This window comes from Actinokineospora globicatena (genome assembly GCF_024171945.1).
Taxonomy (GTDB): Bacteria; Actinomycetota; Actinomycetes; order Mycobacteriales; family Pseudonocardiaceae; genus Actinokineospora; species Actinokineospora globicatena.
Map to the genome: position 1 here is coordinate 1,083,912 of NZ_JAMTCR010000003.1, position 25,317 is coordinate 1,109,228.

At 69.0% G+C, this 25,317-nt stretch carries 20 protein-coding genes; 18 read left to right on the forward strand and 2 right to left on the reverse strand.

What is annotated here, in order from left to right:
• Positions 1–13 precede the first annotated feature (13 nt).
• Positions 14–841 (forward strand): WXG100 family type VII secretion target, encoded by an 828-nt coding sequence (locus LV79_RS18195; RefSeq protein ID WP_253838284.1) that lies wholly within the window; start codon positions 14–16, stop codon positions 839–841.
• Positions 842–1,183: 342 nt separating this feature from the next.
• Here the strand turns inward: LV79_RS18195 and LV79_RS18200 are convergent, their stop codons facing one another.
• Positions 1,184–1,411, reverse strand: a complete 228-nt coding sequence (locus LV79_RS18200) for a hypothetical protein (RefSeq protein WP_253838285.1) — start codon at positions 1,409–1,411, stop codon at positions 1,184–1,186.
• A gap of 1,417 nt (positions 1,412–2,828) precedes the next feature.
• On the opposite strand from LV79_RS18200, the gene LV79_RS18205 reads away from it, so the two are divergent.
• From LV79_RS18205 to LV79_RS18235, 7 genes are all read left to right on the forward strand, one after another.
• Positions 2,829–6,392, forward strand: a complete 3,564-nt coding sequence (locus LV79_RS18205; protein ID WP_253838286.1) for a DUF8616 domain-containing protein — start codon at positions 2,829–2,831, stop codon at positions 6,390–6,392.
• Positions 6,389–7,486, forward strand: a complete 1,098-nt coding sequence (locus tag LV79_RS18210; RefSeq protein ID WP_253838288.1) for a hypothetical protein — start codon at positions 6,389–6,391, stop codon at positions 7,484–7,486. The genes LV79_RS18205 and LV79_RS18210 overlap by 4 nt, the downstream gene beginning before the upstream one ends.
• On the forward strand, positions 7,483–8,559 hold the full coding sequence (locus LV79_RS18215; RefSeq protein WP_253838290.1) for a hypothetical protein: 1,077 nt from the start codon (positions 7,483–7,485) through the stop codon (positions 8,557–8,559). The genes LV79_RS18210 and LV79_RS18215 overlap by 4 nt, the downstream gene beginning before the upstream one ends.
• A 102-nt stretch (positions 8,560–8,661) precedes the next feature.
• Positions 8,662–10,893 (forward strand): glycohydrolase toxin TNT-related protein, encoded by a 2,232-nt coding sequence (locus LV79_RS34545; protein ID WP_253838292.1) that lies wholly within the window; start codon positions 8,662–8,664, stop codon positions 10,891–10,893.
• Between the two features lie 221 nt (positions 10,894–11,114).
• Positions 11,115–12,737, forward strand: a complete 1,623-nt coding sequence (locus tag LV79_RS18225) for a methyl-accepting chemotaxis protein (protein ID WP_253838294.1) — start codon at positions 11,115–11,117, stop codon at positions 12,735–12,737.
• A 236-nt stretch (positions 12,738–12,973) separates the two neighbouring features.
• Positions 12,974–13,393: a YciI family protein gene (locus LV79_RS18230; RefSeq protein ID WP_253838296.1), complete on the forward strand. Its 420-nt coding sequence runs from the start codon at positions 12,974–12,976 to the stop codon at positions 13,391–13,393.
• 257 nt (positions 13,394–13,650) lie between these two features.
• The gene (locus LV79_RS18235; protein ID WP_253838298.1) at positions 13,651–14,856 is read left to right on the forward strand and encodes an RNA polymerase sigma factor; all 1,206 of its coding nucleotides are present in this window, start codon (positions 13,651–13,653) and stop codon (positions 14,854–14,856) included.
• A 126-nt stretch (positions 14,857–14,982) separates the two neighbouring features.
• Here the strand turns inward: LV79_RS18235 and LV79_RS34550 are convergent, their stop codons facing one another.
• Positions 14,983–16,290 carry a TetR/AcrR family transcriptional regulator gene (locus LV79_RS34550; RefSeq protein ID WP_253838300.1) on the reverse strand — a complete coding sequence of 436 codons (1,308 nt, stop codon included), beginning with the start codon at positions 16,288–16,290 and terminating at the stop codon, positions 14,983–14,985.
• 983 nt (positions 16,291–17,273) lie between these two features.
• On the opposite strand from LV79_RS34550, the gene LV79_RS18245 reads away from it, so the two are divergent.
• From LV79_RS18245 to LV79_RS18290, 10 genes are all read left to right on the forward strand, one after another.
• Positions 17,274–17,663 carry a hotdog family protein gene (locus LV79_RS18245; RefSeq protein ID WP_253838302.1) on the forward strand — a complete coding sequence of 130 codons (390 nt, stop codon included), beginning with the start codon at positions 17,274–17,276 and terminating at the stop codon, positions 17,661–17,663.
• Positions 17,663–18,028, forward strand: a complete 366-nt coding sequence (locus LV79_RS18250; protein WP_253838304.1) for a MaoC/PaaZ C-terminal domain-containing protein — start codon at positions 17,663–17,665, stop codon at positions 18,026–18,028. Before LV79_RS18245 ends, LV79_RS18250 begins: the two co-directional genes overlap by 1 nt.
• 481 nt (positions 18,029–18,509) lie before the next feature.
• Complete coding sequence (locus LV79_RS18255; RefSeq protein ID WP_253838306.1) at positions 18,510–19,691, forward strand: cytochrome P450; 1,182 nt, start codon at positions 18,510–18,512, stop codon at positions 19,689–19,691.
• Positions 19,688–20,353, forward strand: a complete 666-nt coding sequence (locus LV79_RS18260) for a 4'-phosphopantetheinyl transferase family protein (protein WP_253838308.1) — start codon at positions 19,688–19,690, stop codon at positions 20,351–20,353. Before LV79_RS18255 ends, LV79_RS18260 begins: the two co-directional genes overlap by 4 nt.
• Positions 20,346–21,968 (forward strand): AMP-binding protein, encoded by a 1,623-nt coding sequence (locus tag LV79_RS18265; protein ID WP_253838309.1) that lies wholly within the window; start codon positions 20,346–20,348, stop codon positions 21,966–21,968. The genes LV79_RS18260 and LV79_RS18265 overlap by 8 nt, the downstream gene beginning before the upstream one ends.
• Before the next feature lie 46 nt (positions 21,969–22,014).
• Positions 22,015–22,803, forward strand: coding sequence for a ferritin-like domain-containing protein (locus LV79_RS18270; RefSeq protein WP_253838310.1), 789 nt, complete (start codon positions 22,015–22,017; stop codon positions 22,801–22,803).
• Positions 22,800–23,312, forward strand: coding sequence for a hotdog domain-containing protein (locus tag LV79_RS18275; RefSeq protein ID WP_253838311.1), 513 nt, complete (start codon positions 22,800–22,802; stop codon positions 23,310–23,312). The genes LV79_RS18270 and LV79_RS18275 overlap by 4 nt, the downstream gene beginning before the upstream one ends.
• A gap of 20 nt (positions 23,313–23,332) precedes the next feature.
• Positions 23,333–23,599: an acyl carrier protein gene (locus LV79_RS18280; protein WP_253838312.1), complete on the forward strand. Its 267-nt coding sequence runs from the start codon at positions 23,333–23,335 to the stop codon at positions 23,597–23,599.
• Positions 23,586–24,416 (forward strand): class I SAM-dependent methyltransferase, encoded by an 831-nt coding sequence (locus LV79_RS18285; RefSeq protein WP_253838313.1) that lies wholly within the window; start codon positions 23,586–23,588, stop codon positions 24,414–24,416. Before LV79_RS18280 ends, LV79_RS18285 begins: the two co-directional genes overlap by 14 nt.
• A 16-nt stretch (positions 24,417–24,432) precedes the next feature.
• Positions 24,433–25,287, forward strand: coding sequence for an acyl-ACP desaturase (locus LV79_RS18290; RefSeq protein ID WP_253838314.1), 855 nt, complete (start codon positions 24,433–24,435; stop codon positions 25,285–25,287).
• Positions 25,288–25,317 lie beyond the last annotated feature (30 nt).

Sequence of the window (25,317 nt, forward strand, 5' to 3'; positions counted from 1 at the left end):
CGGTGGGGGGACTGTGACCGAGTGGTACGAGGGCGCGGGCGTCGTGGAGAGCGTCGCCGGGTTCGTTGACACCCTGACCACGGAGTCCGAGGGCGAGGGTGTGGACGTCATCGACGCCGCCCTCGGCGGTGCCGGGATGGTCGTCGACCTGGTCGGCTCGGCGGCGAACCCGCTGGGCGCGGTGTTCTCCGCCGGGGTCGGGTGGCTGCTGGAGCACGTCAGCTTCCTGCGGGAGCCGCTGGACGCGCTGCTGGGCGACCCCGACGAGATCAACGCCAACACCGACCAGCTCAAGACCGCCGCGCTGGAGATGCGGATGATCGCCCAGGAGCACCGCCAGGACGTCGAGGCGATGGGGATGTCCTGGTCCGGCGAGTCGAACGAGGCGTTCCGCTCCGCGCAGGACCAGGCCGCGGACCACTACGAGGCGCTGGGCAAGACCATGGACGGCACGGCGGCGGTCTACGCCCTGTCCGGCGCCCTGGTCTGCGAGCTGCGCGCGTTGGTCTTCGACTGGATCGCCGACCTGATCGGCGAACTGATCACCGGCGCGCTCATCGCCCTGGCCTCGGCCGCGGTGACCCTCGGTGGCTCGATCGCGGCGTACTGCGGGTACGCGGGCGGCCGGGCGGCGATGCTGGCGACCAAGATGGCGACCCGGCTGGGCAAGCTGATGTCGGCGATGGAGCGCTTCGGCGGCCGGATGGCGCGGCTGTCGGAGAAGATGTCCGGGCTGATGAAGGGCCTGGAGCGGTTCTCGGAGTACGGCGACTACGCGAAGACCGCCTACGACGCGGTCAAGCCGTACGAGATGCCGCAGGCCCCCGGCGTGGCCGGCTGACAGGACCATGGCGCGCAGGCACGACGGTTCGTCCCACCACGGGGGAACCGGGCAGCACGGTGGACCGAGCGGTCCCGGCCCTGGCTCTGGTCCCGGCCCTGGCCCCGGTCCGGCCGCGGGCAAGGGCACCGGCATGGACCCGGACGCCGTCGACGAGATGGGCCGCCGGTTCACCAGCCGCGGCAGCCAGATCCGCGACGGCGTGGGCGGCAAGCTCAACATCGGCGCGTCGTCGCAGAGCGCGGGCGTGTTCGGCCAGGTCGCGATGGTCCGGGCGGACGAGGCCATCCGCACGGCCCGCGAAGGCGCCGAACGCGCGGCGATCTCGGCGGAGTCCACGGGTCAGAAGGTCAAGGACACCGCCCAGTCGGTTCGCGGGACCGACCGGTCGAACGCGTCGAGCCTGGGGCAGTCGGGCAACGACCTGGGCAAGTCGGCACCCAAGGCCGCGACAAGCAGCCCGGCCCCGGCCAAGGCCTCGAGCGCTCCCCCACGCGCACCGAGCACGTCGGCGCCGGTCTCGTCGAGCACACCGGGCCAGCGGTCACCGTCCGCACCCGTGCGTGCCACGCCCGGATCCCCCGGCCCGATCCCCGGCGGCCGCCCGGGGTCGACTCCCCAGGGCGCGCGACCAACCGTCGGCGGACCACTCGGCCCGTCGTCCGGGCGCCCCAGCGCGAGCACACCTGGCCGCGGAGTCGGGCACCCGACCACCGGCGGACCACCTGTCCAGCAGAGCGGCCGACCCGGGACCAGCCCACCTCCTCCTAAACGCCCCGGCGCGCCGCAACCAGCAGCCCGCCCGGGAACCACAGCACCTCCGCCAAGCGGCGCCAACCACGGCGGATCGCCTGCCACCAGCAGCGGACGCCTGACCAGCGGCAACCAACCAGCGAGCCACGCGGGATCGGCTTCCCCAAGCGGCGGACGCCAGACCGGCGCTCCAAGCGGCAACCCTCCGAGTGGCCACACGGGAACGGGTGGCGGACGCCCGACCAGCGGCGCTCCCGGTGCGGGCAACCAGCCGATGGGTCATGCGGGATCGCCAGCCACTCCAGGCGGCGGCCGCCCACGCGGCGGAGCCCCAGGAAGCCACGCGGGACCGGTACCCGCAGGTGGTGGGCGCCCGGGCAGTGGTGTGCCCGGCGGTGGCAGTCACCCTGCGGGCCCACCAGCGCAAGCGCCTCCAGGCGGGCGGCCGATCAGTGGCGTTCCCGCTTCCGGCAACCACCCAGCGGGCCGTGCAGGTGCCTCATCCCCTCCGGCTGGCGGACGCCCAAGCGGCGGTAGTCATCCAGGAGGCCATCCGGCGTCTGCGCCGGGCGGAGTTCCCCGCGGTGGCGGACCGGTGCCCCAGCATCCGGGGAACTGGCCTGCTCAAGCTGGTGGTCGCCCGGGTGCCGGGGCGCCTGGTGGGCAGTATGGGAGTCCTGGGCAGCAGTGGGGTCGTCCTGGTGGTGCACCCGCGCCGCAGGGGGTTCCCGGTGGGGCGCCGCAGGGGCAGCGGGGTTATCCCCCGCCGCAGGGGTACGGCCAGCCGCAGAACTACGGGCAGCCGCAGGGATTTGGTCGACCGCCGGGACCTCCGGGATACGGCCAACCGCCGGGCCCGGGCGCGCCGCTAGCTCACGGCCAACCGCCAAGGCCCAGTTCGCCTCCGGCACAGGGACCTGGCAGGCCACCAGCGCACGACCAGCCCCCGGGACCTGGCACGGTGCCCGCACACGGTCGACCGCCAGGCCACGGCATGCCGCCGGTACGCGACCAGGGCAGGCCTCCGACACGCGACCAGGCGCAAGGACCTGGCAGGCCCCCGGTACACGGCCAACCACAGGCGTGGGGTCACGGTCAGCCGCAGAGGCCGGTCCCCCAGGGTGGCTACGCGCCAGCGCCCCTGCCGCGGGGTGGCCATGCGACTCCGCCCCAGCCGCAGGGTGGCCATGCGAGCACCCCGCCGTCGTATCCGGGTCAGCGGCAGGACGGCGGGTTGCCCCCGGTCGCGATCGTGGCCACCGACCCGTCGCAGTACGGCGTGCGGCGGGTCGTGTCCCGTGACGTCCCGGACTGGCGGAGCGAGGACGAGACGCTCTACCGGGGTGACGCGCGGTCCCCGGCGGAGATCAAGGCCGAGGGCGGGTTCCGGCCGCCGTACATGAGCCGGGAGGGCTGGGAGAACAACCCGGACTGGGCCACGCCGGACATCGCCAAGCACGTCGGCGGCGAGACGAACGCGTTCGTGTCCACCTCGACCGACCGCGGCGTCGGCGAGGACTTCGCGGTCAGCCGGTACCTCTACGAGATCAACGCCCCCGGCGGCATCTACACCGACCCGACCCTGCACCCGGAGACCGGCAAGGAATCCCACGGCGAGGGCGAGGTCCTGTTCCCGGGCGGCATCAACTGGGCGTACGTCCGCGGCTGGCGCGAGATGCGCTACGAGCCCGGCACCGGCTTCGTGGCGGGCCCCTTCGTCCCCAACCCGGACTACGTCGGCGACCGCCCCGCCGCCAGCACGTCCCCGAGCCATCACGGCTCCCCGACAGCCCCGCCGCCTGGCCGCCCGTTCGAGCCCGGGCCGCACCCGCAGGCCAACGCCTTCCACCAACCGACGGCCCCGCTGCCCACCGGCACTTCCCACCACGCACCGACCGGCCCAGGGGACCGACCGCGCCAGACAGGTGACACCACCCGGTCGACCAACCCGCCGCCTGCCGGATACCCCGATCAGTCGCGCCGGGCCGGTGATCAGCCGCAGCCGGCTGGTCGAGCCGGGGGCGCGTCCACTCACCACCACAGTGCCGCAGGCCAGCCTCAGCGGTATCCCGTCGACTCCGATCCACCGGTGTCGCCGGGTCAGCGGACCATTGACGTCCAGGGCGTGCCCGAGCCGCGCTGGGACTTCGGCCCGGGCAGCAACCAGTCCGATCCACTCGGCACCACCAGCCACGCGGACACCAGCCCACTCCCGCTGGCTGGCCCCGCCGACCCGACCGGCACGCCCGCACCTGACCGTCCTGCCCACTCGAACACCGACCCGGACCAGTCGCCTGCCACAGGCCCTCGGCCGAGCCTGGGCGACCGGATGGCAGCGTTCGACGATCCTCGGCTGGACCGGCTGCGGCCGCACCTGCGGTCCACCGAGGGCGGCATGTCGGCGTTCGCCCCGGCCGACGAGCCGAACGCCTTCCAACGGCGCGAACACCACAACGATCTGAGCACGGCCGAACGGGTGCCGAAGATCCCCGGCCAGTTCGTCGTTGACCTGCACGGGTCGGCGGACTCGGTGCGGGTCGGGGACGCGGCGCTGTCGCCGCGAGACCTCGCCACGATCATCCGCGCCAACCCGGACTACGACGGCGGTCCGGTCACCCTGCTCGGCTGCGACACCGGCAAGCGGCCCGACGGGTTCGCCGCGCGGCTGGCCAGGGAGCTGGGCGCCCCGGTCACCGCCCCCACCCGGGACGCCTGGGTGGACAACAACGGCAACGTGTTCGCCTCGTCCACGACCCGCACCGAGCGCGGGAACCACGCGCCGACGTGGCCACCGAACGGCGAGTGGCAGACATTCTCCCCGGACGGCGACCAAACAGTCCACAGAGGACCCTACCCACCCGGCCTCCGCCCCACGTGGGGCGACGACATCCCGACCCGCTCCCCCACCGCAACCCGCCGCGGCTCCGACCCCACCGACGCCACCCGCCAGAAACTGGCCGACCTCCGCCACTCCTGGCCCGAACTCGACCGAGTCCTCACCGACAACGCCGTGACCCGCAACAACCTCCTCTCCCACCCCAACTCCATAACCCTCCTCGACGCCGCCCTCCAGGACCTCCACACCCGCCTCGAGACCGCAGGCATCACCGAAGCCATCCGCGACGACGCCCCCACCCCCGAAGTCCTCTCCAAGGCCAACTCGATCACCAACGACCTGGCGTCGCAGTACGGCAACGAGAAACTCACCCGAGCACAACAACTCGCGATCAGCAAGGAGATCGAGGCAGGCACAACGAAGAACGGCTACCTCCAGTCGGGCTTCGACCTGAGCAGGCGCAATGATCTAACCTACCAGCAAGAATGTGTCGACCGGCTGCGGGCTGAAGCTCCGCGGGTCCAGCAGCAGCTCAATCAGATCGCCATCGGGATCGCGGCCGAGAACGACGGCACGGCGTCATGGCGCAAGCAGGTCAAGGACGAAGCCCGCTGCCTGAAGAAGGTAAGAGAGTACGTTGACGAGAAAAAAGACGGCGACGCGTCGATGCTCGTCGACGTTGTGGGCGCGGAGATCAGCTTTCAGAGTGTTGATGATCTCTACCGAGCACTGGAAAAGCTGAAGAATGATCCGCGAGTGGACATCGTGCGGATCAAGGACAAGGTCGCCGATGCCGCGGAGAGCGGGAACCGCAGCATCCGGATGAACGTCCGGGTCGACGGGCACGTGGGTGAGCTCAAGTACACATTGCGGTCGTTCCAAGCGGTCGACTCGGCGGAGCACCCGGTGTACGAGGTGCGTCGCGACCTGGATTCGACCGCCTCGGCCGAGCAGAGGCCGTTGACCTGCGTCGAGTCACTGATCAAGGCTGCGGCCGAAACCCACGCCCGTCGGGAGTACGGCGCGGCGTGGAACCGGGAGATGGCCTGCAGCAGGTTGTTCGAGCTCCTCGTCGACCACCCTGATGTCGCATCGATGGCACGACAGGTAGTGGTGGACTCGGTAACGAACCCCACTGGCCTCGCAAAGGCTCTCACCGACCCGATGACGCGGGACGCCACGATCGGCACCATAAGAGAACTGGCAGAGGGGCAGTTGCTCAATGGCCGAACGCTCGACGAGTACCGCGTGGCGAACCCAGGTCGGGGGCCGTTGTTCGACCAGGTCGATCCGTCGACCAACAGCGATGCGACAGGCCGGGAACGCAAGGTCGTGTTGAGCGATGAGGCCAAGCGACTCGATCCAGCCCGTGCTGCTCGGGAGGCACCATCCGCGCAACTGACCGACTATGTCCGGCGGCTGCACGAGGGCGTACGACCTGCGGTCGAAGCCGAAGTGCGCGGATTCGTGGAGAAGATCACGCCTGACTCATCTGTGAGCGTTTGGACGAAACCTGCGGGCGACATCGTGAATGCAGTGGAAGAACAGGGCGTCGACCATGCGTCACGCACGGGAAAGTCCACCTATCGAGCGGGCGATGTCGTCGACGCGGTGACCGCACGGATCACGACGTCCACGACGCACGACCTGGCACGGATCCTGGCGGCCGCGAAGAACCATTTCGGCGTTGGCGACCACGGCCGCATTCTGGAGATCAACAATAGCTACGCTCAGCCCAGCGCGGTCGATCCGGGTGGTCGGCACATCTCGGTCGCCACGCGGGTGGATGTCGACGGGCTTCCGTACACGTTCGAGCTACAGTTGTACACACGACGGTCAGCGACTGCCGTCGATCTATACCAGTGCATCGTCGTCGATGAAGGGCTATCGAAGGTAGAACGGGAGAGGGTGAGACAGATGCTCGCCGAGGCCGCTGCGCTCGACCAGGAGGAGGCCCGGTGATACCGCTGAACCTGGAAGGCATCGACTTCCACGAGCGCCTGGTGTTCGTGTGGATCGCGACCGGACCCCACGGGGAGCACGAGGGTGCCTTCGTCATCGACGGTCGCGACTACGCGGACAATGATCTAGCGCGAGCCGCGATCCGCGAAGCAGTCGAACGAACTGATGAACGAGTACCCGTAGCCAGAGTCGCGCCAGCCATTATTCGATCGAAGGAGGCCGAACTATCCCGTTGGCGAAGCTGGGCCAAATTCAAGGAGTTTCTCGATATATACGGTCCGATCTATCCTTGGGTCAAAAATGCACCACCAAGGACACAGCCTCCGGTCGGGCCTGAATCGGGCGTTGTGCTGCCGCCGCTGCACGACGGAGTGCACTTCGAGGCCTGGGGGCAGCTGATCAAGATCTATCCGCGCGGCGAGGGGCCGATGGATCCCGTTCTCGGTGTTCAAGCAGAGGCTTGCGGCCTCAACAGCTACACCGGGGAGTTCGAGGCCAACACGCCCAAGTCCCTGAAAGTCGCACGGTACGGCCGAGACGAAGATGACGTCTGGCCGATGCACGACGAGGACGACTTCATCCAAGCGGTTGAGGATCAACGCGAGTACCTTCTGCGAAACTCGGCCTACCACCGACGGGACAAGCCGAAGATCTTCGCCGCCTACGAGCAAGCCGCCCGCGACGGAACCACCAAGCAGACCCGCCGCACGACCTACGAGATGTGGCAACAACACCAACGACGCCGGGCGTTCTTCGTCATCGACGCCGAACCAGTGCGGGTGGACTTGACTGACGGTGGTGCCCCAGCGATGGCCTGGCGACTGGCCCCAACGACTGGGGGGATCGTCTCTACCAACCAAGCCGACGCGGAGGCCGTGTTTATCGGCGCGAGTAATCGAGTGACCGAGGACGCTTGGGTCTTTGCGGTGGAAAAGATCCGTTCTACGCTCAAGGTGGACGGTGAAATTGCCAAGATGTATGCAATAGTCGCCGTAGAACCTGGCCGTTCTTACCCAAGAGCATATCTGAGCGCTAGCTTCGATCTCTGGGCGGAGAAGTTCGCGAAAGCCGAGGTCGACGAGGAGACCCGGTGATCCCGCTGAACCTGGACAGGATCAACTTCCACGAGCGCCTGGTGTTCGTGCGGATCGTCGTCGGGCAGTACGGTCTACCGAAGGCTGCTTACGTCATCGACGGGCGCGATTACGCGGATGCCGAACAAGCCCGTGCCGCGGTTCTCGCGGCGCTCCAGCAAACCAGCGAGCGGATGCAGCTCGCGGACTTCACCCCCTCGTCAATCCGGTCGAGCGAAACCGAGCTCGCCCTGTGGCCGAGCTGGACCGAGTTCCGCCAGTACCTCGACGTCTACGGACCGGTCTACCCCTGGCCCAAGCCGGTACCGGTAAAGGTGCACCCCTCTGCCGGGCCGATGTCGGACGTCCCGCTCCCGCCGATGTACGACGGGGTCCACTTCGAGACCTGGGGTCAGCTCGTCAAGATCTTCCCACGGGGAGGTGGGCCGATCGATCCCGTGTTCGGCGTCCGCGTGGAGGCGTATGCCCTCAACGGCTTCACGGGGGAGATCGAGGCCAACACCCGCAACGCCGTGCTGGTTGCGAGGAACGTGGACAACGAAGGCGAGACCTGGCCACTGACCAACGAGGACGAGTTCATCGCCCGAGTGGAAAGCCGACGCGAGCGCCTCCTGCACGAATCGGGCTATCACCGGCGGGACGCGCCGGAGATCTTCGCCGCCTACGAACAGGCCGCACGCGATGGGACAACCGAGCAGACCCGCCACGCCACCTACGAGATGTGGCGACAACACCAACTGCGCCGGGCGTACTTCATCATCGACTCCGATCCCGTACGGGTGGACCTCAGCGACGACGGCATCCCGACCATGGCATGGCGGCTCGACACCACCACCGGCAGGATCATCGCCACCGACCAAGCCGACGCCGAGACAGTAGTCACCGGACCGGGCACACGGGTCACCCAGGAGGACTGGATCGTCCGCATCGAGGAAATTCGACGCACCTTGGACCCGGATCGTGAGATCGCCGAAGTGTACGCGGCAATCGACGCGGACGGCGATGACTGGTCCCGGAAGCCAAGACTGCACGACAGTTTCCGGCTCTGGGCCGAGAAGTTCGTTGAGCGGTGACGGAGCGGTGATGAAGGACTCGGTCCGGTGAAACCACGGCGCCACCTGGGGTGGGGGTACTAGCGTGGGGTGGGACGTGGACGGGGTACCGAAGGATGACGGGTGAGCAGGTACATCGGGGTTGATGGGGACGTCGCGGGTGTAGTTGGGGATGAGGGGTGGGACGAGTTCGAGTCGGTGTTCACGCTGCGGACGCTGCGGGACGGGGTGGAGGTTCCCGAGGCGCATCCGCTGAGTGGGTATCTGGCGGTTGAGCCGGTGCGGCAGGTTCGCGAGGCCCCGAGGGACGAGCGTGTCGCCGTCTGGTTCCCCTCCCTGCCAACCGATGCCGCCCCAGAGAGCGCGCCGGAGAGCGATGTCCTCGAGGCCCTGGGCAAGGCGCTGACCGAAGCCGCGCCGCAGGGGTGGGCCCAGCTGCGGGTCGAGTGCGAGGCGGTGGGTTCGTGGATGGCCGTCACCGCCTCCGTCACCGCGCAAGACGGGTCCGTGAAGTACTGGTCACCGCCCGCGATGGTCGGGCAGTGGTTGCACCGGTTGCGCCTCCACGACTTCCACCCGGGTCGGGGCACCTGGTTCCGCGCCACGTTCGACCTCGCCCCCGGCACCCCGCTGACCCACAACCTCGACTTCACCACTGCCCCAAGCGAACTGTCCGATGAGGACGCCGCCGACGAGCTGCGCCTGTTGCCGCGCAACGCGAACGCCATCCCGGACTGGCTGATCGCGGCCGCTCTCCGCAGTTCGCAGGCCGCGCGGGCCGGGTACGCCGAGACGCCGGACGCCGGGCCTGCCGAGTTCGTCCGGGTGTTCGACGGCGTGGGCAGCGACGGGCGGCCGATCTGGTACCGGCCGGTGCTCGGCGCGCGGGAGCGCGAGGCGATCGTGGAGTACCTGTCGGACGCGCCGATCGTGCTGTCCGCGCGCGGTCGGACCCCTGATGAGCTGGGCACCGACGAGTCCGCCGTGCCGATGGCCTTCCACACCGACGGCCGGTTCGTCTGGCCAACGGCCGTCGCGTACTACCTGCACAACCACGGGGTGCCGCCCGCACAGCGGCTCGTCGAGCACATCAGGGCCGTGCGGCACCGGCTGCCGGACCGCGTCCCCGCGATCGCCCTGGACCGGGCGTCGGCGCTGGCCATGGGCAGGCCGTGGGACGAGTCCGAGGCGGAGACCGCGGCGCACGCGGCGATGGGCGCGGTCGAGTCGGTGATCATCGAACGGCAGATCAGCCCGCGGTACTACAGCGTGCTCGAGGACCGGGAGCACGCCTGGTCCCTGTTCCGCGACGGCGACCGGTACCAGGTGCGGTCCGACCCGGACGACGCGGTCCTGTTCGACGACGTCCGGCAGGCCGCGGCCTACCTCGCCGGCCAACTGCTCACCAACGCCAGCCAGCTCAAGCTGCAGGAGGGCGAGCCGATCCCGCCCTGGCAGTCGCCGCTGAGGGTGCTCGGTGACGACCCGCCGGTGGAGTCGTTCGCGTCCATCACCAAGGTCAGGATCGGCCCCATCGAGGTCGACCGGTACGGCGAGCCCGACGGCAACCTGGTGTTCGTCGCGGACACCCCCTTCGAACTGCGCGGCCTGCCCCCGGAGCACGCCGAACGGCCGTACCACCGGTACCGGCTCAGCGACGAGTCGTGGGGCCTGCTCGCCGTCACCACCGCGGCGGGTGGTGTCGGCTACGTGCTGCCGCAGACCGTCGAGTACTACCTGGGGTCTGGGCACTTCACGGAGATCCCGATGGCGGGCCACCCGGGTCTCCCCCCGGTGACCGACGGGATGCGCGCCGAGGCCGCCCGCAACCCCGGCGGCTGGCTGTACTGCGCCGACCCGGACGCCGACCCGCGGTTCATCGAGGGCATGCCGCTGCCGGTCCTGCTCGGCGGCTACAAGGTCGGCCCGGACGGCGTCCTCACCGGTGAGACCTACATCAACGAGGACTACCGCCCCAGCCCGCGCCGCCGCGGCTACCCCGAGCCGCACACGCACTTCGAGCAGGTCCTGGGCTACGTGGCCGCCGGGTGGCTGCCGCACGAGCGGATCCTCGCCGCGGTCCTGGAGTCCCCGTTCATCCTGGAGTCCGACGGCCAAGGCGGCCTCCGCGTCGGGGTCGACGCCAACGGCCAGTTCCTCGCCGTCTACTCCTCCCCGCGCTTCGTGCCGCCGACCGCCCAGAACGTCCAACAGGCCAACGGCCGCGACCTGGCCAGGGCCCTGACCGGCATCACCCTCATCATCAACCCCGGCGGCGACTTCGGCATCACCCTCCCGGGCGACGACCTGGTCCGCGTCGCCAACCAGCCCCCCGCCGGTCCGCCCGCTCAGTAGAACCCTCCCACCCCAGCATCACCCGCGCCGGGGCCGCGCCCGGGGCGGAACGCACCCGAGAAGCACCTGAGGGGCACCTGGAAAGGCACCTGCGAGCTGGCTGAATACCGGGACGGACCAGTGGGGGCGGGGGTGAATCCTCAGCTCACGCGGGGTGCTGCCGACTCCACCGGGGCAGGCAAGGATGCCGGCGGATGACACAGGAGCGTGAGGGTAGGGCGATGGGCGCGAACGCAACCGAGATCGAGAAGACGCGGGGACTGGCCGGGCTCGTGGCCAACTGGGGTATCCGGGCGAAGATCTTGGCCGCGTTGAGCGCGGTGGTCGCCGTCGCGGTGCTCATCGGGGTGCTGGCGATGATCCAGATGTCGAACCTGGACAACCAGCTCAACCGGGTCGCCACCGGGAACGCGGCGGCGCTGAGCGACCTCGGGGACATCCGGGGCGCGCAGGGGGACATCAACCACTGGGCCGCCATGTGGTACGTCGACAACAGCACCGAGGGCCAGAAGCGCGCCCGCGACGGCCAGCACGCGGCCGACGGCAAGATCGACACCTCGGTCGAGGCGTACCTGTCGCACACCACCGAGGAGTCGGGCCGGGTCCGCGCCGCGCAGCTTCTGGCCGACCAGAAGAAGTTCCGCGTCGAGCGCGACATCAGCTACGGCGACCCGGTGCCCGCGGGCTACACCCCGATCACCGACATGAACGAGTTCACCACGCTGATCGCCAACATCGACAAGGGCATCGACGAGCTGGCCGTGATCGAGCGGACCAGTGCCGAGCGGGCCGCCGCCGAGGGGCGCGACGCCTACAACAGCGCGTGGACCGTGGTGCTGATCTCGATGATCGTCGGCCTCGCCGCGGCCATCCTGCTCGCGCTGCTGGTCGCCGGTCGGATCGTGCGTCCGCTGCGCCAGATCACCGTCGTCGCCCAGCAGATGGCCGACGGCGACCTGAGCAAGCCCGCCGTGGTCCAGGGCCGCGACGAGGTCGGGCAGCTGGGCACCGCGTTCAACCGGGCGCGGGAGAACTTCGGCGCCGCGGTGGCCGCGCTGGCCACCACCGCGCAGACCCTGCAGTCCGACTCGACCCGCCTGGTGCAGGTCAGCGACCGGCTGCTGGACTCCACCACCGGGGCCAACACCCAGGCCACCCAGGTCGCCGCGGCGGCCGACAACGTGTCGCTGAACCTGCAGACCGTGGCCACCGGCGCCGAGGAGCTCGGGTCGTCGATCAAGGAGATCGCGCACAGCGCGAACGAGGGCGCGAACGTGGCCTCGCACGCGGTCGAGGTCGCGGCCTCCACCACCGACGTGGTCGCCAAGCTGGGTGACTCGTCGGCGCAGATCGGCAACGTCGTCAAGGTCATCACCTCGATCGCCGAGCAGACCAACCTGCTCGCGCTCAACGCCACCATCGAGGCGGCGCGGGCTGGCGACGCGGGCCGCGGCTTCGCGGTCGTGGCCAGCGAGGTCAAGGAGCTGGCGCAGGAGACCGCGAAGGCCACCGAGGACATCGCCCGCAAGGTCGAGGCCATCCAGTCCGACACCGCGCAGGCGGTCGGCACGATCGGCGAGATCTCGGAGATCATCGCCAAGATCAACGACTACCAGCTGGTGATCGCCTCCGCGGTGGAGGAGCAGACCGCGACCACCAACGAGATGAGCCGCAGCATCGCCGAGGCGGCCTCGGGCAGCTCGCAGATCGCGGGCAGCATCGGGCACGTGGCCAGCGCCACGGCGACCGCCACCCAGGAGATCGACAGCAGCAAGCAGGCCGCGGTCGACCTCGAGCAGCTCTCGGCGCACCTGCGCGCGCTGGTGGCCAAGTTCCAGTACTGATCTCTCCCCACCCCCTAGCCGATGGCGGACCGGTCTCACCGGTCCGCCATCGGCCGTTTCCGCAGGTAGGCGGGCTGGGCGCCACCCGGATGGGCCAATCGGGGGCGGCTGGACCTAGGCTGCCGGTGGCCCGCTGGAAAAAAGTTCCGCCCGGCTGTCGATCCGCGTCCGCGCCGCTCGACGCAGGGGTGAGCGGGGCCGAGAACGGACCAGCCGGAGCGTCAGGGAGACCGACGATGAAGTACATGCTGATCATGCGCGCGACCGACGAGGCCTTCGCCGCGATGGGCGACATCGACTTCGGCGAGATGCTGGAGACGATCGGCAAGTACAACGACGAGCTGATCCGCGCCGGGGTGCTGGTGGCGGCGGAGGGGCTGGCCGACGCGGCCGAGGGCGTGGTCGTGGACTACTCCACCGAGCCGCCGGTGGTGACCGACGGGCCGTACGGGGAGACCAAGGAGCTGTTCAACGGCTTCTACATCCTCAACGTGGCGTCGTTGGAGGAGGCCGTGGAGTGGGCACGGCGCTCGCCGATCAGCGGGGCCGGCTTCAAGACCGAGATCCGGCGGGTCACCACGATCGACGAGTTCCCGCAGGACAACGAGTGGATCCAGAAGGAGCGGGCGTGGCGGGAGTCGACCGGGCAGCTCTGAGCGGCGGCTCCGGGCCTGGTGGTGCCGGGCCTGGCGGCGGTGCTGGGTTGAGCGGTGGTGCCGGACCGGGCGGCGATGCGGGCCTGAGCGACGGCGCTGGGCCGGGTGGCGGTGCGGGTCAACGCGGTGACGCACGGCCCGACAGCGGAGCGGGTCCAGGCGGCGACACACGGCCCGGCGGCAGTGCGGGTCCGGGCGGCGGCGGGCGAAGCGGCGGTGCGGGTCTGGGGAGCGCGGGTCGTGACGCTGTCGCGGCCGTGTGGCGGATCGAGTCGGCGCGCATCGTCGGCGCGCTGGCCCGCTACACCGGGGACTTCGGGATGGCCGAGGACCTCGCGCAGGAGGCCCTGGCCGAGGCGTTGGTGACGTGGCCACGTGAGGGTGTGCCGGGTAACCCGGGTGCGTGGTTGCTCACCGTCGGCAAGCGGCGGGCGATCGACGGGTACCGCAGGCGCTCCGCGCTCGACGACCGGTACGCCGCCCTCGCGCACGACCTGGGCGAGGGCACCGTCGAACCGGTCGGCTGGGACCCGGACCAGATCGACGACGACGTGCTGGCGTTGATCTTCACCGCGTGTCACCCGGTGTTGGCGCGCGAGGCCAGGGTGGCGCTCACGCTGCGTGTCGTCGGCGGACTGACCAGCGACGAGATCGCCAAGGCGTTCCTGGTGCCGACCGCGACGGTGCAGGCGCGCATCACCCGGGCCAAGAAGGCGCTCGGCGCGGCGGGGGTGCCCTTCGAGGTGCCGCCCGCCGCCGAGCGCGCCGCCCGGCTCGGGTCGGTGCTCAACGTGCTGTACGTGATCTTCACCGAGGGCTCGTCCGCCAGCTCCGGCACCGAGTGGATCCGGTCCGACCTGGCGGGCGAGGCCCAGCGGTTGGCCCGCGTGCTGGCGCGGTTGGTGCCGGGCGAGCCGGAGGTGCACGGGCTGCTGGCGCTGTTGGAGCTGACCGCCGCGCGGTTCCCGGCCCGGACGGGTCCCGATGGGCAACCGGTGCTGCTGGAGGACCAGGACCGGCGGCGATGGGACCGCTCGGCGATCCAGCGCGGCCGCGCGGCCTTGGCGCAGGCGTCGCAGGGGCGGGGGCTGGGCGCGTACGGCTTGCAGGCGTCGATCGCAGAGTGCCACGCCGTCGCGCCCTCGGTGGCCGAGACCGACTGGCACCGGATCGTGGCCCTGTACGAGGCGCTCGGGACGCTCGCACCGTCTCCAGTGGTAGACCTCAACCGCGCGGTCGCCGTGTCCATGGCCTCCGGCCCCGCCGTCGCACTGTCCATCGTGGACACCCTGACCGACGCCCTCCCCCACTCCCACCTGGTCCCCAGCATCCGCGGCGAACTCCTCTCCCGCCTGGGCCGCACAACCGAAGCCCGCACCGAGTTCGCCCGCGCCATCCCGCTGTGCACCAACACCCGCGAACAAGCCGTCCTCCAAGCCAAACACGACCGCCTCAACACGTAACCGCAGGCAACCGCGATGATCTGCCCTTCGACAGCGTCGCGCACACGCGAGACAAGCGAATTCAGCAGCATAGCGACGATGGCTCTTGTCCAAGCGCTAGAACAGGAGCACCCGGGCGCCATCCGCCTAGCCCGTCGACCGGGCAGTGAGCCCATCGAGCAGTAGCGCGCTCACGGTCTCAGCGATCTCCTCAGGCGACCTGCTCGCGGCCGTGGAGACTTGCAGGAGCGTGAGATTGGTGATCGTCACCGCGATCTCTCCCGCGTCGAGGCCCGGGACGAACTCCCCCAACGCTTGACCGGTTCGAATGATCGGGGCGATGAGCGTCGGGAAGTTGATCTCGTTCTTGATGTGCCGCGGCGACGCGAGGTCCATCGTCGCACTGTCCGCGATGGCGACCAGCAGTGCTTCGAACATCACCCGTTCGGTCACCGCGTGCTCTGCCAGCCGACGGATGAAGCGCTTCACCGTTGCGGTGTTCCCAACGCCGATCTTGATGTCATCGCCCGTGTGCGATCTCAGGTCGTCGAAGACCGGCCGAAGCGCGCCAAGCACGACATGAGCTTTCGAAGGGAACAGGCGCTTGAGAAGTTCCATCTTCACGCCTGCGACGGTCGCGATGTGCGCCATACTGGTGGCGTGGAAGCCGCGCTGACCGAACTCTTGCCGAGCCGCGTCGACGCAAGCTGTTCGTGGATTTTCCGGCATCGCCTCGAGCTGACCGAGCCTGAAATCGTGCATGACCTGCTCGGCGAGTGGTTCCATCACGTCGTCGATGTGCTCGTGCTGCTGGTCGATGTCGATGACGGATGCCGCGATCGCGAGAGCGGCGTCGCTGAACAAGTTGTCCGACACCGCATCCGGGTCGAGTAATTTCCGCAGAACCAGACCTTCCACAAGGGCTGTCATAATCGTCGCAAAAGAATCGAGCGTGAACGGCTTGCGAAGTGCTACCCCCCAGTGGGCTAGCGTCGCTTCATAAGCCTGGCGACCCAGCCGGTTGATGTCGGAGTACTCGTCGCGAATCGCCTTCATCGCCCCGAGGTGGTTACGCCCCGTTCCAGCCAAGAAGAACCGAATCGCCGTCGAATCGTCGAGCAGGACCTGCCGGAAATCCCAATCGCAGACCTCGCGGATCGCCCGCCTCGGATCTCCCTTGCTCTCAATGAATGCTTCCGTGATCTTTTGCCCGAGGATCGTGTGCGTAGTCCGAGGCGCGTCGCAGACGAGGTAGCTCATCAAATCCTCAAGATACCTCCGCTTACCCCCCTTCCTCGCCGGGTAGTGGTTGTTGAAGGTAGTGGCCGTGAACCCGGCTTTGGCAGCGATGGCTTCGTGACCCATGCCTCGGTCGAGGAGGTCATACCCCCGCTCAAGCAGGAGTTGGCGACCAGCTTCGAGCAGCGCCTTGGGAGTAGCTGATGAGTTCGACACCGAGGCTCCTCGCCGAGTTCGACCGGTTGGGCTCGAGTTCAACGCGAGCTTGGGTCTTTACCCAAGCCGTTGCCCCATCTCTCTAGTGCACGTCTCTGGATTGGTCAAGCACTCCGCTGGTGTACTAACCGAAGTGAGTCGACATCGCTCAACTGGAGTAGCGCCAGCAAATGATCACCAAGGCGGCCGGTCACCGGTTGCCGTCATGCCAGCTCACCACGTGACTACCCGGAGGTGTGGCGTGATCGCCCTCCTGATTCTGTTGGGCCCGAGCTTCGGTATCGGTGTGCTAGTCGGAAGCGGACTGGTCACTCGAAGCCAGTACCGACGCGACCGCAGACAAGCCCGCCGACAACTCCAGCTCAACCGACACCGCCAGGCTCTCGACCGGCGTCAACTCGTTTTGAGGTCGATCTCCGCAGACGACGTGCAGCGTTCATAGCGCGTACTCGAGGCTTTATCGACCAGCGATTTCGAACGGCACCTACCACCAACACCATCGTTGCCAGTCCTACTACTCGCTATGGAGACCGGGTGTTCGTGACGACCTACAAGTAGGTTTTGCCCGCCTCTGTGCGGCTCACTAGCCTGGGCCGCCCATAGGGACGCGAGGAGGGGCCGGTGGGTGTGGGCGGTCGCGGAGCCGGGTGGAGCCGGGGCGCGTCCTGGGCGGGTTGCCCGCGCACGGAGACGGGATCACGGTGAGTGGCCGGGGCGGGGCGGTGTCTTTCGCGTTGGGGACATGGCGCCGGTCGGGGTGGAGTTGAGGTGCGGGACGGGGAGGTGTCAAGGCCATCAAGGCGATGAAGGCCTGCCGCCGGTCGATCCACACGCGACATTCCACTGAGGATGAATGTGCCGCGCGAGCGGTCCCCGATATCGCCGTCGTTGGCGGGCCACGCCGCCCGTGCTAGCGTGGGAGCGGGCCAGGGTGAAGATCGGGATTCGCGGTGCCGGAATCCAGTCGAGCAGAGGGGAATTCGGTGACGACGACGATCCCGAGCGCGCAGGGTGAGGTCACGGTCGGCGATGTGCTGCGCACGTCGCGGACCTATACCGTCGACGAGGTCCGGGAATTCCAGCGGCTTTCCGGATATCCGGACAATCCGCAACCGCGATTCCTGCCTTATCTGCTCGTGGTGGCGCCGTTGACGAAACTCGGTGGCGACATCGACTACCTCTCCGGTCGGATGACGTGGTCGGTGCGCAGGCCGGTCGCGGTCGGCGAGGAGATCACCGCGGAACTGGAGATCACCCGGCTCGAGCCGGTCGAGGGCGCGACGAAGATCGGGTTCGACGCGCGGATCCGGTGCGGCGACGAGGTCGTGGTGACCGGCACCAGCAAGGGCCTCGTGCTCGGGGAGAACGCCTGATGACCAGCGCACCGCGGGTCGGGAGCACGACCAGCGCCACCCGGACCATCAGCGACGACGACATCGCCGCCTGCGCGCGGCTGACCGGTGACTTCGGCGCCCACCACATCGCCGGGATGGCGGGCAAGAAGGTCGCCCAGGGCCTGCTCACGCTGTCCGGGACCCCGCTGCTGGCCGACGACAGCGTGCACGTGACCGGCCTGGACCTGCGGTTCCTCGCCCCGGTCTTCGTCGGCGACGAGATCACCACCTCGGTCACCGTCAACGCCGCCGACGGGCAGGACCTGGCCTTCACCGTCGTGGTCACCGGCGCGACCGAGGTCCTGCGGGGCACCGGCACCGCCCGCCTGCTCGACCTCGGCTGAACCGCGCCCGACCAGCCCGCCGACCCGAGCATCGCACCCGTCGTCCTGACAAGTCGCTGACTTGATGGTCCGGCGACCCTGACCCAGCGGACCGCTGACCGGTCACCGGCGTCCGGATAGCTAATCCGGGTATACTCCTTACCGGCGCAATGCCGATACCCCTACTCCGAACAGAGTGCGCAATTCCCGCGCGCGCATACCCCATGGCCTCGGCGCGTGTCCACTGTCCACAGCCGGGTTGGTGCGTTCCGGTTTTCCCAGCCGGCAATTCCTTGCGGATCGGACTGGGCGTCGTGTTCACTGGGTGGGGAAACGGCGAATGGGGGCCGATCGGGAGAGCGCGCCGGTGTTTCGGCGTGCGCGCCTGAAGGCCCCCGCGAACAAGGCCAGTCGAGCGCCCGCCACCACGGGGCGATTTCGGGGGAAAGGGCGCGACATGACCGATCAGATCGGCCACACAACCTTACTCACCCGCGCTGTGATGAGCGACCCCTATCCCACCTATGCCCGGTTGCGCACCGAAAGCCCGGTGTATTACGACACTCAGCTGAACGGGTGGGTCATCACCCGGTACGACGATGTCACGACCGCGTTGCGCGACCACGAGACGTACTCCTCGCGCCGGATGGGGCTGCTGGTGGCCCAGCGCGGCGGCGCGGACCCCTCCCCCGCGGTCGCCCGCCTGCTGGAGCTGGCCGGGCACTGGATGTGGATGCTGGACCCGCCGACGCACACCCGGATGCGCAAGCTGATGAACCAGGGGTTCACCCCCCGCGCGGTGCGGCTGCTCGAGCCGATGGTGCAGAAGATCGTGGACGACCTGGTCGACGCCGCGATCGAGCGCGAGGAGGTCGACCTGATGGCCGACTTCTGCTTCCCGGTGCCCGCGCTGGTGATCTGCGGGCTCTACGGGTTGCCCCCCGCCGACGCCCGGCTGGTGACCGAGTGGTGCGACGCGCTCAAGGTGTTCCTCGGCGCCTCGGCCGACCTCGGCGGCGTGCAGACCGCGGCCGAGGCGGTGCGGGAGATGATCGACTACCTCACCGAGATCATGGACCAGCGGCGGGTCGAGCCGCGCGACGACCTGGTGTCGCGACTGGTCGCCGCCGACGACGCGGGCGACCAGCTGGGCACCGACGAGCTGGTGTCGAACCTGCTGCTGCTGATCGCGGCCTCGTTCGAGACCACCATCGACATGCTGGGCAACGGCCTGGCGGGCCTGCTGACCCAGCGCGACCAGTGGGACCTGCTCAAGCGCGACCCGTCGACCATCACCGGCGCGGTCGACGAGGTCATCCGCTGGGACGGCCCGGTCCAGCTCACCCACCGGCTGTTGACCAGGGATGTGGAGCTGCGGGGTGAGCAGCTGCGCGAGGGCCAGCTGGTCTACCTCATGCGCGGATCGGCGAACCGCGACCCGGAGCGGTTCGCCGACCCCGACCGGATCGACGTGACCAGGGGCGACACCGGGCACGTCGGTCTCGGGCTGGGTGTCCACTTCTGCATCGGCGCTGGCCTGTCGCGGATGGAGGGCCGGATCGCGCTGACCGAGCTGACCACCCGGATCCCGGACCTGGCGCTCGTCGAGCCCGACCGGTTGACCTGGCGCGCCGACAACCTCCAGTTCCGCGGCCTGTCCGAACTGCGGGCGAGCACGTCATGACCTCGGTCGCGCTGCACCTGGTGTCGCTGCGCGCCCTGGACCGGGTGCGCGGTACCGCCGAACCGGCCCTGCCCGCCGCCGAACGCGCCGCCATCGCCCGCCGCGCCCATGGCCGCCGCCGCACCCAGGCGCAGGCGGTGCGCGTGCTCGCCACGGCTGTCGCGAAGGCCGACGTGGTGGTGAACGCGAGCCACGACCAGGACTTCCTCGTCCTCGCCGAGAGCGCGGTCACCTGCGGCGTCGACGTCGAGGACGCCGCGGAGGACGAGTTACTCGAGGTCGCCGACCGGTTCTGCGCGGCGGACGAGCTGGACGAGGCGATCCCGGCGCGGGCGTTGTGGACAGCGAAGGAGAGCGCGGCCAAGGCGTGCGGTCGGGGGTTGCGCGCGGGGCTGCGGTCCATCCGGTTCCGGGAGGACCCGACGCACACGTGGTCCACTGTGGACTGGCCATTCGGGTCGGGCTTCCTCACCCGGACGGTGGACCTCGGCGACCGCCACTGCGCCCTCACCGTCCGCGCGGCCACCCCACCCCGGATCTGGACGCAGGTGTGGACCCCCATGGCAGCGGACGGCCAGTGGACGCTGGTCCCCGCCACCCACCGGGACCCCGCCCACGAGATCGCGGCAGCCCTGACCGCCTTCGGTGGCGACCATGGCTGAGCCGATGAATGAGCCCACTACGTTGCACGGGGCATTGGCGGCGGCGGCGAGGCGGGCGCCTGCTACGCCCGTCACCTTCCACACCGGTCGTGAGCAGGTGACTCTGGCCGAATTGGTCGCCCAGTCGCACGCTGTGGCGGGGGCATTGGCGGCGGCGGGGGTGCGGCGTGGTGATCGCGTCGGGGTGTTGTGCCAGAACGAGGCTGACTTCTTTCGCGTGTTGATCGGACTCGGCGTGCTCGGGGCCTGCGCGTGCCCGTTTGCCCTGCCCACGATGGCGCGCGATGGGTACGCGGAGCGGATCTCCGGGATCATCGCGGCTGCGGAGATCCGGACGGTAGTGCTGTCGGAGCGGCTGGCTCGGTTGCGCGGTGTGCTGGGTACGGCGCTAGACGGCATCACGGCGTTGTCGACGTCGGATCTGCGTGGGGAGCACCCCGCGCCACCTGACAGCGAGGTGACCGGGGACGACGACCTGATCGTCCAGTTCACCTCCGGCAGCACCTCGGCTCCCAAGGGCGTGCGCCTGACCCATGCGAACGTGCTCGCGTGCCTAGACGCGATCGGTAGTGCTATCGAGCTCACCGGTGAGGACAGCGCAGGCAACTGGCTGCCGCTGTTCCACGACATGGGCCTCTTCGGTTCACTGGCCGCGTTGCACTACCCGATCCCGCTTACGGTGTGGCAGCCGTCGGTGTTCGTGAAGGATCCGGCGCACTGGCTCAAGATGATGTCTGACAGTGGCATCACCGCGTGCCCTATGCCGAACTTCGCCTACGAGGCTCTAGCCAGGGCCGTCCCAGAGGACGAGGTCGCCGACTACGACCTCAGCAAGTGGCGGGTGGCGTTCAACGGCGCCGAGCCGATCGCGGTGGACACGCTAGAGGGGTTTCTCGAGCACTTTTCCCCCGCCGGTTTCCGTCCAGAGTCGATGCTGCCTGTCTATGGGCTAGCGGAGGCCACGCTGCCGGTGACGTTCTCCGTGCTGAAGGAGCCACCGCACGCGGACTGGGTAGACCGCGCACGGTTAGCGGCAACGGGCGAAGCCATCGCGGTGCCAAGAGACGCGCCCGGTGCACGCGGGATCGTGTCGGTAGGACCACCGGTGCAAAGGATGGCGGTCCGCGTGACCGATCCGGACACCGGTGTCACGCTGGACGAACGGATCGTCGGGGAGATCGAGATCCGCGGCGCCTCCGTGACGCCGGGATACCTGCACGGGGAGCAGCCGTTCACCGAGGACGGCTGGCTGCGCACCGGCGACCTCGGCTACCTGGCGGACGGCGAGCTGCACATCACCGGCCGCCGCAAGGAAATGATCATCGTGCGCGGGGACAACTACTACCCCGAGGACGTGGAGGCCGCCGTCCGCACCGACCCGGCCGTCCACCGCAGGCGTTGCGTCGCCTACCTGGACGAGACCGCCGAGCGGATGGTGCTGGTGGTCGAGTCGACCGCCCCGGACACCGACGACCTGCGGGCCCACCTGCGCGCGAAGGTCAGCGCCGCCACCGGGCTCGACGACATCCGCGTGGTCGTCGCCGGACCGCACGCGATCCCGCGCACGAGCAGCGGCAAGCTCCAGCGGCTCGCATCACGTACCAGATTCGGTTAGCACCACCAGAGGGCTCGCGGACAACCGGCACGGAGGAGAAGGGGCCATGCACAGCTTCGACGTCTTCACCCACTACGAGCGCGTCCACTGGCAACTCAAGGACATCGACTTCGGCAGTGTCAACAAGGACCTGGTCAAGCCAGAGCACGTGCTGATGGCTAAGAGCGGCGTGATGGGCGAGTCCAACGTTATCGCTGCCGTGCACGGGTTCCTCAACGAGTTCGTTGACGACTACGACTTCTCTACCTTCGCAGTGGTGTGGGGCTACCAGGAGGTCCAGCACCACTATGCGTTCAAGTCGTGGCTAGAGGCGATCGGTGAGGCTGTCGACGACGCCCCCGTGCAGGCCATGCGCGAGCCTTATGCGCCCGGCAGCACCCCGGCCGCGACGCTGGCGACGAACATCATCTCCGAGCTGACGGTCAACCACATCTACCGCCGGGTCGCGGCGGCCGTGGAGGAGCCGGTGCTCGCGGACATCCTGCTGCGCGCGAGCCGCGACGAGGCCGGGCACGCGCGGGAGTTCATCCACTACTGCCGCCAGCGGTTGGCGCGCAAGCCGGAGGAGATCCCGTCGGTGCTGGAGACGCTCTACGTCTACACCTCCGACCAGAAGATCAAGCACCCGGTGAGCATGTTCAAGAGCAACCTCGTCGAGCTCGAGGACCACGAGACCATCGACACCGGGTTCGACCTGTTCCTCGAGCAGGTCGCCGACCAGGGCGAGCTCGACGAACTGCAGGGCAAGATCCGGCAGGTGTTCGGCTCGCTGGTCGACCGCGACCTCGGCACCAACGGCAAGGTCCGCCGGGCGCTGGCCGAGGTGCTCGGGTGAGCACCGGGACGCCGATCGACGTGCCCTGGCGGGTGCTGCCGGACTACCGCTGCTTCGGCTGCTCCCCCAGCAACGAGCACGGGCTGCGGCTGAACTTCACGCACTCCGGCGACGGCATCGAGTGCGTGCTGCGCGTGGACCGCACGTTCGAGTCTTACCCGGGCGTGGTGCACGGCGGGATCGCGACCACGGTGTGCGACGAGATCATGGGCAACCTGCTGGTGCTCAAGGTCGGCACATCGGTGTTCACGACCACCTTGCGTACGCGCTACCTGTCTCCGTTAGCCGTAGGCGTCGAGTACCGGTGCGTGGCGACCGCCGACGCCGTCGACAGCCCGCCCTACCGCGCGTACGCGGAGATCACCGACCCCGACGGCGCTACCTGCGTTACCGCCGTCGGCACCTACCAGCCCGCGACCCCGGCCCAGGCGCGGGAGCGGATGGACCTGACCGACACCGAGGCCGACCTGATCGAGAGCGCCCTGGCCGACCTGCGCCGCGGCCAGTGACAACCGGAGGAGAGACCGCAATGTCCGACGACGTGATCAGCACCGTCACCGGGATCGTGGCCGGGGAGTTCGGCCTACCTGCCGCCGACATCGGGCCCGACGTGGACCTGGGCTCGCTGGAGGGCGCCGACTCGGTGAAGGTGCTGCGCGCGGTCGCCAAGATCGAGCGGACCTACGACATCGAGCTGGAGGACGACCAGGTGTTCGGCCTCAAGACCGTGCGTGACGCGGCGACCCTGGTCGTGGCCACCCTCGCGGAGAAGGAGCCCAGCGGTGGCGGTCGCTGACACCAACGTCCACTACGACCTGGACCCGGAGATCTTCGGGCTCTACCTGGACCCGATGCGCAAGTACTCCTCCGGGCTCTACACCTCGCCCGAGGACACCCTGGAGCAGGCGCAGCGCACGAAGCTGCGGTTCGTCGCGGACCGGGTGAACCTGGCACCGGGCAAGCGGCTGCTCGACATCGGCTGCGGGTGGGGGTCGCTGATCCTGTTCATGGCGCAGGAGTTCGGCGCGCGGGTGGTCGGGATCAGCCCCGCGCCCAACCAGCACTCTTACATCCACGACCTGGTGCGCGAACGCGGGCTAGAGGACCTGGTGACTACCCGGGTCGGTCACGTGGAAGAGATGGAGATCGAGCCGCGCTCGTTCGACGCGGTGACGATGCTCGGCTCTATCGTGCACATGCCCGACCTCGGTGCCGCCTTCGCCCGCGCGCACGCCGCGCTGCGCACCAAGGGCATGCTCTATGTGTCGGAGAGCTGCTATCGCAACGCGGCTAAGCACGCGGAGTTCAGCGAGCTCGACTCGTCCGCGTTCGTGCGTGACGCCATCTTCGGGTGGGGCGACATGCGGCCGCTCTCGGAGCTAGTGCGGGGCGCGGAGGACGCCGGGTTCAGCGTGGTGGCGGTGGACGACCTGACCGAGCACTACCACCGCACCATCGAGGACTGGCTGGCCAACGTGGCCCGGTCCGCCGACCGGCTCGACGAGATCGAGGCCGGGCTGGCCGACAAGCTGACCCGCTACCTGCGCACGGCGAACGCGGGGTGGGGGTTCACCACCAAGCACTACGCGCTGACCTGCGCGAAGCGCCGCTGACCGGGAGGGGGAACGCATGGTTGTGCCCAAGCAGGTCGGCGGGCCGCTGCTGCCCGCCGCCGAGGTGGACGCCGCGGTCAGCTCGTTCCTGCGCGCGGGTCCATCGCGGCAGCGGTGGGACGAGTTCGACTTCGACTGGTCGTTGGCCGACGCGTCCCGGTTGAGCGACGGCCAACGCTCGGCGGTCGAGTTCATCACCATCATCGAGGACCACCTACCGGGCTACTTCGCCCTCTATGACGAGAACTTCCCCTTGAACGACACGGTCGAACGGGAAGTGTTCGTACACAACAGGGAGCTGTACCACTTCTCTATCCGGTGGGCGCAAGAGGAGGACACGCACGCGCGTGTGCTCTATCGGTACCAGGTGGAGTCAGGACTAGCGGAAGCCTCCGCGTTGCGATTGTCTCTAGCGGCTGAGGGACAGAAGAAGTTCGACGTGGGCTACGCCGACGCGGTGCAGTTTTTCACGTACCCGTTGGTGCAAGAGAAGGCGACGCAGCTCTACTACCAGAACCTGCGCCAAGTCATCGACGAACCGGTCCTCGGCCAGATCCTCAACCGCCTCAGCCGCGACGAGGCCCGCCACTTCACCTTCTTCGCCGACATGCTCCACCGCTACCTCGTCCACTACGGCGACGCGGTCGTCGAACCCATCCGCTCGGTCATCGCCGACTTCCGCATGCCACTGGCCGACACGATCCGCGGCTACTGGCGCTGGGCCCTCAAGATCGCCGACACCGCCCGCTACGACCACACCGACGCCTACGACCACCTGATCCGGGTCCTCAACCGCGCCGTGGACAGCCGATCGGACAAGGTGGACGAGCTGATCACCTTCATCTCGGCCTGCCGCACCATCAACGCCTGACAGCAGTGGGGGGCGGCCACTCGGCCGCCC

Coding starts and splice junctions, on each gene's coding strand:
- LV79_RS18260 (WP_253838308.1), top strand. CDS start 19,688: ATGACCTCGGTCGCGCTGCACCTGGTGTCGCTGCGCGCCCTGGACCGG.
- LV79_RS18290 (WP_253838314.1), top strand. CDS start 24,433: ATGGTTGTGCCCAAGCAGGTCGGCGGGCCGCTGCTGCCCGCCGCCGAG.
- LV79_RS18265 (WP_253838309.1), top strand. CDS start 20,346: ATGGCTGAGCCGATGAATGAGCCCACTACGTTGCACGGGGCATTGGCG.
- LV79_RS18255 (WP_253838306.1), top strand. CDS start 18,510: ATGAGCGACCCCTATCCCACCTATGCCCGGTTGCGCACCGAAAGCCCG.
- LV79_RS18230 (WP_253838296.1), top strand. CDS start 12,974: ATGAAGTACATGCTGATCATGCGCGCGACCGACGAGGCCTTCGCCGCG.
- LV79_RS18270 (WP_253838310.1), top strand. CDS start 22,015: ATGCACAGCTTCGACGTCTTCACCCACTACGAGCGCGTCCACTGGCAA.
- LV79_RS18225 (WP_253838294.1), top strand. CDS start 11,115: ATGGGCGCGAACGCAACCGAGATCGAGAAGACGCGGGGACTGGCCGGG.
- LV79_RS18250 (WP_253838304.1), top strand. CDS start 17,663: ATGACCAGCGCACCGCGGGTCGGGAGCACGACCAGCGCCACCCGGACC.
- LV79_RS18280 (WP_253838312.1), top strand. CDS start 23,333: ATGTCCGACGACGTGATCAGCACCGTCACCGGGATCGTGGCCGGGGAG.